Genomic DNA, 9,682 nt, shown 5'->3' with positions numbered 1-9,682 from the left:
TCTTCAGCCAGGCAGACAACCGATCGGCAAAAGGATCGAGCTTGCTCGGCCGCTCCGGGACCTTGAACTTCGGCTCCACGCCGTCCAGACGCAGGTATTTGCGGATGGTATTCCGGGATAGGCCAGTCCTGCGGCAAATCTCCCGGATCGATAAATGTTCTCGAAAATGCCAGCGTCGGATCACGCTCAATAACGCCATGTCGATCACTCCATAGCCCTCGCTGAAAACATGCGAGGGAAGGTTGGAACATGGGTCAATTCTCAATGGAAATATCACGCCACGCCGGGTCAGTTCTCAGTGGCAATCAACAAGCGGTCGTTTCCAATCGCCAGAAAAAGAAAGAGCCCCGGTATCGGCAGAAAGAAGATAAGCAACAGCCATGCCCGGGCGGAGGAGGGGGAGCGACGTTGCGGGATGATGACAAGCGCCCCCAGTCGCACGATCCATTCGGCGCTCAAAAACACCAATTCGTAGCTCAGCTTCATTTGATCCCCGCTTCAATCACGACAAGGCAGTCGACATAAGTTTGCAGTGTGCAGGCAGGCGGCTTCCGGAAAGGAGGCCTGCCCAATCTAATAGTAAAATCAGATATTTCGACTAAAATCGTACAAAGTCCAGCAGGACATTTTGCCACGAAATTCGGGACACTTTGTCCGCCTCCGCCATGGCCGATTCATTAACTGGTTGATTTTTCGGACAGGCAAAATTGGCATAGGCATTGCTTCACACAGTTTGTTGCCAAACGGCGCGAAAACCTGCTGGGACAACTGCTATGCGGATAGATCATGCTTTTCTTTTCGACCTCGATGGCACGCTGGTTGACAGCGTCTACCAACACGTTCTCGCCTGGAAGGAGGCTCTCGATGAAGAGGGCATCGACCTTTCTGTCTGGCGAATCCATCGAAAGATCGGGATGAGTGGAGGGCTGTTCACCAATCAGTTGCTCCGTGAGACCGGGATTGAGATCACGGACGCCCTGAACGAGCGATTGAGACACCGCCATGCAGAGGCTTATCGCCGACTGGGCGCCAAGATTCATCCCCTCCCGGGCGCCAGGGAACTCCTGCGCTGGCTGGCTGATGCCGGGATCCCGTTCGCTATTGCGACAAGCGGTCGGATGGAAACAGCGTCAGTGAACATTGCCGCGCTGGACGTGGATGCTTCGTCCTTTCCCGTCATTACGCGGGATAAGGTGAAATACGCGAAACCGGATCCGGATCTTTTCCTTGCCGCGGCTGATGCGCTTGGCGTCGATATCGGAAAAGCCGTGGTGGTCGGCGATAGCATCTGGGACATGCTCGCCGCAGTTCGGGCGCGGGCGCTCGGAGTTGGGCTGCTAAGCGGTGGCTATGGTAGGGAAGAGTTGAGGGACGCGGGGGCAATCCGCGTCTATGACGATCCGGCCGATCTACTCCGGCACATCGATGAAGTTGGAGGTCGGCGATGAGCGGGGCTGAAGAAACAGCGCTGCATCTGTCAGCGAACGGCCTGATGCTTCAAATCGAACCGTCGGATCGGGAACTTCGCGAGGAATATGAGGCGCTCATCCGAGAGGATTATGCCCGTTGCAATCCCGGCGACTCGTTGGAGTGGCTAAAACATCGAGCACGTTTTTCCAAACTGGATCAGGGGATCCTTTATGACTGGATAGGTTTCGCATATAAACGAATACGACAGCAGGATTAGAGGCCAATCGTCCTTGCTATTCGCGCAAAGCAGAAATCATTTTAGTGGCATCTTATCAATCTGAAAATTACAAGTCTCCATGGACTCATGGCCCCCGCAACCATTTCCTACTCTAAAGTATCCTACAACAGCCCAAAATTAGGATCCAGTACGCTAAATAGCTACGATCGCCGGTGCTAAATCCCCGACATAAATACACAATCCAAAACAAGCAGGTGCAAAGCGGGAGTCGATCGGCGTCCGCGTCGTGGAACCCAGTCACTCTTCATCGCTCAGTGTCTCTTAGGAGCGAATGAAATTGGGATGACGGAGCGTGTCGGCTCATTGGACTCTTCCGAGCGGGACGGCCGGATCTCGTCGAACGATCCGGCCGGTGAAGGGGCAGAAGTAAGCCGTTATGCGACCTGTGCGGCAAGCTTTACGGCGTCCGCGCCGGTCGGGATGCGAAACGGTGAAGAGGCATCGGTTACTGCCTGCCAGACCGCTTTTGCCACGTCGCTCGCAGTGGTGATTTCGGCCGGCTGCGGCGGTGTTGCGGAGAACACCTGTTTCGCCCAGCCGACATAGGCTTCGGGTATGCTGTTCTGCGAGCGGTCGCGGGCGGTCGCGCTAAAGGAGGTTTCCGGCGCTCGACCGGGGACGATCAGCCGAACGCGCACCCCAAACGGCTCCACCTCCAGCGCCATGTTCTCGCTGAATGCTTCCACGGCCGCCTTGCTGGCAGTATAGGCGGACAACATCGGCAACGGCTTGAGCGTCACGGCGGACGACACATTGACGATCACGCCCGTCCCCTGCGCGCGGAAGCCGGGCATTGCTGCTTGCGACATCGCCATGGTGCCGAAGGTATTCAGTTCAAAAAGCTGGCGTGTTGCGTTGATCGAAACGCCTTCCAGCGCTCCCATCAGACCGGCGCCGGCATTGTTGACGAGGGCGTCGATCGACCCTGCTTCGTCCAGAGCGCGGGTGATGCTGGCAGCGTCGGTCACATCGAGGGCCACGACGCGCAGCCGTTCGGATGCGGGCAACAGATCCCCTCGAGGCGTGCGCATCGTGGCAATGACAGTCCAGTCGCGATCGAGGAAATAGCGGGCAGTCTCAAGCCCGAAGCCGGACGAGCTGCCGGTGATGAGGATGGTGGTCATGTGAAACTCCTGTTTGTAGTGATGGTATAGCGCAGCCGTGGAAGGGCTGAACGCGCGTTACGAGGGAGCCGGAAAAGGCGGACCCGGCGACCTACTTCGTCTCGACGCTGCCTTCCGGCGCAGCATCGGCTGCCAGCGTCGCGATCGTATCGGAAAATGCGAGATCGCCGGGATAGAGCGCGCTGCGGAGGTAGGCGGTTGAAAGCCGCTGGATCGCGTCGACCCGCTGGGGCCGTTCGTCTGTCGTCTCGCGCGCCTCGTAACCGGGGATACCGCCGAGAGCATGCTCGCCGCCAAAGGCCGTAAACAATGCCTTGGGTGAAGGGCTCAAATCGTAGGCATCACGCCACCATTCGGCGCCACGTGTCGAAAGCGTGCCCACATCACGGTCGCCGACGATGATCAGGGTCGGCGCCGTCATGGCCGAGAAATCTGGATACATGAATGGATAGGTACGTGCTGCATATTCGGTCAGGTCATTGCCTCGGCCTGGCGCCGCCAACAGCACGCCCGCCTTGATGCGATTATCCTTCCTGTTGACGACCGATCCGTCGTCGGGATCGAGGTGGGTGGCACCAAGCAGGGTACTGGCGGTCTGCGCGCCCCATGAATGGCCGGCAATCGCGATACGAGAGTGGTCGAGCCGCCCCCGGATCAGCGATGCTTCGTTCTCTATGCGATCAAGCCCGTCGAGGACGGTGGCTAGGTCTTGCTCACGAAAGCGCCAGAATTGGGGGCGGCGAGGATCGTTCGCGGCAAGGCCAAGCATCCGCGAATCCAGATGTGTCGGCTGGATTACGGCGAAACCATGCGCTGCCCAATAATCAGCAAGGGGGCCATAGGCGTGAAACGACTGGCCATTGCCGTGCGAGAAAATGATGACGGGCAGCGCGTCGCCTGCGACGGGGAAGGAAACCCGGACGTGCAGGTCAATGCCTCGTCCCGGCGATGGCAAGGTTATGGGAGCGATGGAAACAATAGCGGGGAAGCCGGCGGCATGCGCGTGGGTTCTAGCGAATGAGCTGGACATGGGACTGCGAACCTCCGGACTAGCAAACGGATCAATGATCCGCTATACTTTAATACGGATCAATGATCCGTTTAGCAAGAGGGATCGCAAAAAATGTCGTCCGCCAAATTCCGGAATCCAGCCGAGGCAGTGTCACCGGTTCCAGGTGATGCCCAAGCGCCCGCACCGCGAATGCGTGCCGATGCCCGCAGGAACGAGGAAGTCGTTTTGGAAGCCGCCAAGATCGTGTTCGCCCGTTCGGGGGTGGATGCGCCCATCCGGGAGATTGCGACGCAAGCGGGCGTTGGGCTGGGCACGCTCTACCGCCGTTTCCCGACCCGCGCCGACCTGGTCGCAGCGGTGTTCCGCCGCGAGGTTGACGCCTGCGCCGATGCGGCCGGGCCGCTTGCCGCCGAGCGGGGGCCAGTCGATGCGCTGGCAGCCTGGCTGATCCGCTACACGCGCTTCCTCGCCACCAAGCAGGGTTTGGCCGCCGCGCTCCATTCCGGAGATCCTGCATTCGCCACCTTGCCGGACTATTTCCGAAGCCGGTTTGAACCCGCCCTGTCGATGCTGCTGAATGCCGCTGCGGATGCGGGCGAAGTCCGTGCCGACGTTGCGCCCTACGATCTGCTGCGCGCGATCGGAAACCTCGCCGTGGCTTCGGGGGAGGATGGGCCGGCGCACACCGAACGAATGCTCATGCTGCTGCTGGATGGACTGCGTTATGGTGCGGCGAAGTCGAAATAGCCACACGCAATTGCCAGTAAGACGCTCGATAGGACCGGCGCGCCCGCTCGCGCAAGCGGTCTTTACGCTCCAGTACTTAGTGATGCCGTCGTCCGGACGCCCAAGCAGGTCGGCATGTTCTCGGCGCTAGTTCTCTTGCACCACGGCGCTCTCGCGATCACAACGGGTATAGAGGCAACTGCCATCCTCCAGTCGGTGCGGAGGCCGCGGCTGTTCGGTGGTTGAGGTCGCGGAGTAGCCGCAGCCTCAATCCATTACATAGGGCCAAATGATGCGTCATAGCTGCGCTGGCAGTCCTGGATCACATCGATGTTCTCGACCGTCCAATCGAACAGGATCGAGAACGGCCCTTGCAGCGATCGGCCGAGCGGCGTCAGCGCATACTCGACGCCGAGCACCCGCCCATCCAGAACCCTGCGCGTCACCATGCCATTGCGCTCCAGTTTGCGTAGCGTCTGGGTCAAAACGCGCTGGGTCACGCCATCGAGGCGGCGCTTGATCGCGTTGAAACGACGGGGCTCGCTGAGCACCGCCAGCACCATCATCGACCATTTGTCGGCGATCTGGTCGAGGATCACGCGGCTCGGGCAGTCGGCACGGTAGACAGGGTCATTTTCACTTGTTGGTTCATCCATCGGTATGCTCCGGCATCCCTGGGATACTTTAGGTGCGTAATTGACGCTAGGTATCCGATGAATACTTTAGGGTCAATGGCGCGAAACATCGGCGCCAGAATTTCCCGAAGAACAGAGATATTACAGATGGCAGACACAGATTTCCGCAAGATTCTAGTTTCCCAGGCGGACGGCGTCGCGACGATCACGATCGACAATCCTCCAGTCAACGTTCTGGATGTCACTTTGATGAGCGAGATGCGCCGCTTTCTCCTTTCCGTTCGCGATGACCCGGACACGCGCGTCCTCGTTTTCCAGAGCGCAGACCCGGAGTTCTTCATTGCTCATGTCGACATGACATTGATCGATGAGCCGCATGCCTTCGACGAAATTGCTCCTGAGGCTCCGGAGGGCCTCAATCCTTTCCAGGCGTTCGGGGAACTTTTGCGAGAACAGCCGCAGGTCACGATCGTCAAGCTCGCCGGCTTGGCGCGCGGTGGCGGCGCGGAATTTGTCGCGGCGGCCGACATGGCGTTTGCCGCCGAAGAGCGGGCGGGACTCGCCCAGTGCGAAGCGCTGATGGGCATCACGCCCGGTGGCGGCGCCACGCAATATCTGTCCAGCCGGATGACGCGCGGCCGGGCTCTCGAAGTGATCCTTGGCGCTGATCTCATCGATGCGGCGACGGCGGAACGCTATGGCTGGATCAACCGGGCGCTGCCTGCCTCGGAGCTTGATGGCTTCGTCGACCGGTTGGCGCGCAATATCTCCGCCTTGCCCGAAGGCGTCATCGCCGCGGCCAAGAGGGCGTTGCCTCCTCAAGATCTGCGGGGTGGCTTTAAGCGCGAGCATGAGGCCTGGGCAGGATTGTTCGAGCGTCCCGCTGCCGAAAAGCTCATCCGGGGCGGATTGAAAGCAGGAGCACAGACTAAGGAGGGTGAGAGAAATCTGGAAAGCTTGCTGCGTGCGTTGAAGATGTGAGGCGTGACTGATCAGACTATAGCGAAACCGCTCCAACGAGCTATAGCGAAGCGGTTTCGGTCTCTGATGGGCGCGCCTGCGCTTTTGAAAGCGGTGACGCCAAAATCATGACTTCGTTCGCACCGCCGTCTGCCGCGGGAAGAGGATCTCTCCAGATGATGTCTTTACTCCGGTAATGGATATTCGAAAATCATACTGCGCCGGGCAGGGTATTCCGAGTGTCGCGTGCAGCCTGGAAGCCGTTTCAGGTAAGAACGGGAGCAAACATTGAGCAACGATGGCGAGGCCGTAGACCTGTTCTGCCAGAGTAGCCCCAAGGCGATCGGATATCGCTTTTCGTTCCGCACTACCGAGTTCAACGGCTAAAGCCTTGGCATCGGACCAGGGTGCTTTGCGTGTAAACTCCCGGTTCGCGGACCCGAGGTAGGAGAAAATCTCATTCAGGCCGATATGGAGTTCGTATTTGTCAAACGAGTTCAAGATCTTTTCGGGGAGGATGGTTGCCTCGCGGACAAGAGCGCTGTCCGGGACCGAAGGCGTAATTCCGGAAAAGGATGATGCCAGCAACGTGAGAACCCGATTGAGGAGATTTCCCAGCTGCCCGCCGAGTTCTCCAGACCATGCGGCCTCAAGCCGTTCTTCAGAGAAATCGCCATCATCAGCGGAACGGATGTGCCGTAGCAGATAATAGCGCAATGCGTCCGGGGTCTTGTAGTCCTGCACGAAGACCTCAGGATCGACGCCGTTGCCGGCCGACTTTCCGATTTTTCGACCGTCCAGGGTTAGATAGCCATGAATGAAGATCGAAGACGGGAGCGGCACTCCGGCTGACAGGAGTATTGCCGGCCAGTAAATCGCATGAAACTTGGAAATTCCTTTGCCGACAAAATGGATGCGTTCGCCTTGCGGTGACCAGTATCGCTTGTAGAGGCTTTCGTCGGAACCGTAACCGAGCCCTGTGAGATAGTTCGCGAGAGCATCGAACCAGACATAGATGACTTCGTCGCTCTGCGGCACGGGCACGCCCCAGCCGCGTGCTCTTTCAGCACTACGCGACACACTGATATCCTCGAGCCCCCGCCGGAGCAGGGCGAGTATTTCGTTGCGCCGGTGAACCGGGACGACCTCGATCTCGTTTGTCTCGATCAGATGTCGAATGCGTTCGCCATATCGGGATAGGCGAAAGAACCAGTTTTCCTCTTTCACGATCTCAAGCGGGATGCTGTGCTCCGGGCATCTTCCGCTGTCCAGATCCGTGAGTTCGTAGAACTGCTCGCAGCCAACGCAATAAAAGCCCTCATAGCTTTTTCGATAGAGGTCGCCATTCCTGGCGCACGCGTTCCACAGCGAATGAACGCAGGCAATATGTCTCATATCCGTGGATGTGCGAACGAATTCATCGTTCGAAATTTGGAGGCGCCTGCCAAGCTGTTCGAAGCGATCGGCATTTTCTGCAACGAAGTCGGCTACCGGACGTCCTGCTGCTTCCGCAGCCCGAACGTTTTTGAGACTGTTGTCATCCGTGCCACACTGAAACCTGACGTCTTTGCCCAGAAGTCGAGAATGGCGGGCGTAGGCATCGGCCTGCACAAGTTCGAGCGCAAAACCAACATGCGGCGCGGCATTGACGTATGGAATCGAGGTGGTGATGTAAGTTTTCGTGCTGTTCATCGGGATATCCTTGTGAAGGTTGCATTTCCTTCAAGGCGGATCGACCAATGAAAAAACCGCCTCAAGGGCGGTCTAAGGTGCATGACAAGCGCACAAAATCCGCCACGCTAGGAGCGCGGCATCATCATCGTGGCGTTGGCGAGGTATGTTCTCATGCTGTCAGTGCTATCATCCGGTTGCGAGCGAAACAAGCCCGCATTGAGGGGCGTCTCCAAATCATATCGCTGTTGGTTCGTTCGCAACAGATCACCGTTTCGATCCATCGAAGTAAGCTTTGGATCGTCAGGGAACGAATGCCTGGAGACATTCGGTGACGAAACGGGCTACTTCCTCCGCAAGCTCCATATCTTCCGGAGACCCCGAGAATCCACCATGCGGCATCGCCTCGAACACATGAAGTTCGACCGGGGCTCCCACGCGTCGCAACTTGCGATGGAGCCGCACCGAATTGGAGAGAAACAGGTCACGCGTTCCGCTCTGCAGGAATATCGGCGGAAACTCGGCCGACATCTCTCCGAACAGCGGGGATAAATACGGATGCGCCAAGTCGGCACCGCCCGCATAAAGCAGATTGTTTCGCATAAGGGGATTGGGAAGCACGACATCGATGGTGCGGTTGGTTTGAAAGCTGTCGCCCGATTCCGTCAGATCTAATTCCGGAGACAACAAGACGACGCCTGCCGGAAACCGCAGGCCTTCATCGCGTGCCCGCGGGATGGTGGCGAGGGCAAGATTGCCACCGGCCGAGCGACCGCCAAGTACGACGCGATCGGCCCCATAGTGATCGATCACGTGCCGATACACCGCCAGGCAGTCGTCGAGCGCTGCCGGATAGGGGTGGTCGGGTGGCATCCGGTAGTCGATACCGTAGCAGGTCATCCCGAGCCGGTTTGCCTGTAGCCGTGTGCTCTCACGACAGGCATCGCCACCACCGAATACGAGCGCGCCGCCATGCAGGTCGATGAAAACGCAGTCTTTGAGCCGCGGGCTTTCCGGTAACGCGACATGGACAGTTGCGGTGCCCAGGCGCCGCGTTTCGATCTCGGTGCTTGTTTCATTCGTTGCTGCATTGAGAGCCGCGGCGTAATGGGCCTCGGCTGCAGCCTGCAACTGACGCCAAGCTGCCCGATCGTTTGGTGCCGGTATTGGATAAAGCGCATTGAGTGGTGTGCCGTTATATTGTACGGCTGCGCGCAGCATGGCCTGCGCTTCCTGACTGATCGACGTTGGTACAGGAATGATCCGTTCGCCGACGTGTACACCTTCCACGGGGGAGAGGTTCTGTTCGTTCTTCAAGCGGGCACTCCTGTTCACACTTGGTTTATTGTGCAACTACCCGAACCAACGCAAATGACCCACGCCGACAAACGCAACGGTAGGTCGGCAGAATCGATCGTCCACATCACGTCGAGCTCGATGAGGTGGGTTCTGGCTGCTGCCAATGAGGAAATGTCACATAGGCGGTCACGGCGCCCGTCTCATGAGAACGGATGGTCACCTTGTCGCCTGTCTGCATTGCAATGATCTCGCCAGGCCTCGCTGTCTGCGATCCATGTGCGTCTGAGACAGTTATGCTTCCTTCCAGGACAATCATCGTGTCGTGTACGGACATGGTCTCTTGCAGAACCTGGTTCGGGCCGTAGCGCCCGAACCCGATGGTGACTGGCCCGCCGTGGCGCTGGTCGAGCAGGTTGCCGGTGAAGATCTCACCTTCCTGCCCCGGCGAGCGTTCAAACAACGCGTCGGCAATGGCGAATTTGTAAACGGTCATGGGCTGTCTCCTGAAGATTGGAGCCGAGCGAGGGATGGGTTGATAGAGTGACCG

General features: G+C 58.5%; 11 protein-coding genes and 1 pseudogene. 4 read left to right on the top strand and 8 right to left on the bottom strand.

Annotation, left to right across the window (positions count from 1 at the left end; genetic code table 11):
• Both N434_RS24555 and N434_RS24550 read right to left on the bottom strand, forming a co-directional pair.
• Positions 1–199: pseudogene (locus tag N434_RS24555) on the bottom strand (winged helix-turn-helix transcriptional regulator); the annotation flags it as partial.
• An 89-nt stretch (positions 200–288) separates the two neighbouring features.
• Positions 289–486, bottom strand: coding sequence for a PLDc N-terminal domain-containing protein (locus tag N434_RS24550; RefSeq protein WP_110760680.1), 198 nt, complete (start codon positions 484–486; stop codon positions 289–291).
• Between the two features lie 287 nt (positions 487–773).
• Here N434_RS24550 and N434_RS24545 point away from each other — a divergent pair, with 287 nt between their 5' ends.
• Both N434_RS24545 and N434_RS24540 read left to right on the top strand, forming a co-directional pair.
• Positions 774–1,448 carry an HAD family hydrolase gene (locus tag N434_RS24545; protein ID WP_110760679.1) on the top strand — a complete coding sequence of 225 codons (675 nt, stop codon included), beginning with the start codon at positions 774–776 and terminating at the stop codon, positions 1,446–1,448.
• Complete coding sequence (locus N434_RS24540; protein ID WP_110760678.1) at positions 1,445–1,687, top strand: hypothetical protein; 243 nt, start codon at positions 1,445–1,447, stop codon at positions 1,685–1,687. Before N434_RS24545 ends, N434_RS24540 begins: the two co-directional genes overlap by 4 nt.
• A gap of 395 nt (positions 1,688–2,082) precedes the next feature.
• Here N434_RS24540 and N434_RS24535 read toward each other — a convergent pair whose 3' ends face one another.
• On the bottom strand, positions 2,083–2,832 hold the full coding sequence (locus tag N434_RS24535; protein WP_110760677.1) for an SDR family oxidoreductase: 750 nt from the start codon (positions 2,830–2,832) through the stop codon (positions 2,083–2,085).
• 91 nt (positions 2,833–2,923) lie between these two features.
• Entirely contained in the window at positions 2,924–3,862 is a 939-nt protein-coding gene (locus tag N434_RS24530; protein ID WP_110760676.1) for an alpha/beta hydrolase family protein, read from the bottom strand.
• A gap of 171 nt (positions 3,863–4,033) precedes the next feature.
• Between N434_RS24530 and N434_RS24525 the strand changes: the two genes are divergently transcribed.
• Complete coding sequence (locus N434_RS24525; protein WP_286172398.1) at positions 4,034–4,591, top strand: TetR/AcrR family transcriptional regulator; 558 nt, start codon at positions 4,034–4,036, stop codon at positions 4,589–4,591.
• Positions 4,592–4,845: 254 nt separating this feature from the next.
• Here N434_RS24525 and N434_RS24520 read toward each other — a convergent pair whose 3' ends face one another.
• On the bottom strand, positions 4,846–5,226 hold the full coding sequence (locus N434_RS24520) for a winged helix-turn-helix transcriptional regulator (protein WP_110760674.1): 381 nt from the start codon (positions 5,224–5,226) through the stop codon (positions 4,846–4,848).
• Positions 5,227–5,352: 126 nt separating this feature from the next.
• On the opposite strand from N434_RS24520, the gene N434_RS24515 reads away from it, so the two are divergent.
• Positions 5,353–6,186, top strand: a complete 834-nt coding sequence (locus tag N434_RS24515) for an enoyl-CoA hydratase/isomerase family protein (protein WP_110760673.1) — start codon at positions 5,353–5,355, stop codon at positions 6,184–6,186.
• A 105-nt stretch (positions 6,187–6,291) separates the two neighbouring features.
• Here N434_RS24515 and metG read toward each other — a convergent pair whose 3' ends face one another.
• The 3 genes from metG to N434_RS24500 form a co-directional block, all read right to left on the bottom strand.
• The gene (gene metG / locus N434_RS24510; RefSeq protein ID WP_110760672.1) at positions 6,292–7,857 is read right to left on the bottom strand and encodes a methionine--tRNA ligase; all 1,566 of its coding nucleotides are present in this window, start codon (positions 7,855–7,857) and stop codon (positions 6,292–6,294) included.
• Between the two features lie 282 nt (positions 7,858–8,139).
• Positions 8,140–9,153 carry an alpha/beta hydrolase gene (locus N434_RS24505; protein ID WP_286172396.1) on the bottom strand — a complete coding sequence of 338 codons (1,014 nt, stop codon included), beginning with the start codon at positions 9,151–9,153 and terminating at the stop codon, positions 8,140–8,142.
• A gap of 106 nt (positions 9,154–9,259) precedes the next feature.
• Positions 9,260–9,628 carry an ethanolamine utilization protein gene (locus tag N434_RS24500; protein ID WP_110760671.1) on the bottom strand — a complete coding sequence of 123 codons (369 nt, stop codon included), beginning with the start codon at positions 9,626–9,628 and terminating at the stop codon, positions 9,260–9,262.
• Positions 9,629–9,682: the final 54 nt, after the last annotated feature.

Source organism: Rhizobium sp. UGM030330-04 (assembly GCF_003208455.1).
Taxonomy (GTDB): domain Bacteria; phylum Pseudomonadota; class Alphaproteobacteria; order Rhizobiales; family Rhizobiaceae; genus Agrobacterium; species Agrobacterium rhizogenes_A.
This window is presented reverse-complemented; position numbering and strand designations above follow the sequence as displayed.

What these genes read in the sequence shown, in the direction of transcription:
- N434_RS24550 (WP_110760680.1), bottom strand. Translation starts at nt 486, where the DNA reads ATGAAGCTGAGCTACGAATTGGTGTTTTTGAGCGCCGAATGGATCGTG.
- N434_RS24545 (WP_110760679.1), top strand. Translation starts at nt 774, where the DNA reads ATGCGGATAGATCATGCTTTTCTTTTCGACCTCGATGGCACGCTGGTT.
- N434_RS24540 (WP_110760678.1), top strand. Translation starts at nt 1,445, where the DNA reads ATGAGCGGGGCTGAAGAAACAGCGCTGCATCTGTCAGCGAACGGCCTG.
- N434_RS24535 (WP_110760677.1), bottom strand. Translation starts at nt 2,832, where the DNA reads ATGACCACCATCCTCATCACCGGCAGCTCGTCCGGCTTCGGGCTTGAG.
- N434_RS24530 (WP_110760676.1), bottom strand. Translation starts at nt 3,862, where the DNA reads ATGTCCAGCTCATTCGCTAGAACCCACGCGCATGCCGCCGGCTTCCCC.
- N434_RS24525 (WP_286172398.1), top strand. Translation starts at nt 4,034, where the DNA reads ATGCGTGCCGATGCCCGCAGGAACGAGGAAGTCGTTTTGGAAGCCGCC.
- N434_RS24520 (WP_110760674.1), bottom strand. Translation starts at nt 5,226, where the DNA reads ATGGATGAACCAACAAGTGAAAATGACCCTGTCTACCGTGCCGACTGC.
- N434_RS24515 (WP_110760673.1), top strand. Translation starts at nt 5,353, where the DNA reads ATGGCAGACACAGATTTCCGCAAGATTCTAGTTTCCCAGGCGGACGGC.
- metG (WP_110760672.1), bottom strand. Translation starts at nt 7,857, where the DNA reads ATGAACAGCACGAAAACTTACATCACCACCTCGATTCCATACGTCAAT.
- N434_RS24500 (WP_110760671.1), bottom strand. Translation starts at nt 9,628, where the DNA reads ATGACCGTTTACAAATTCGCCATTGCCGACGCGTTGTTTGAACGCTCG.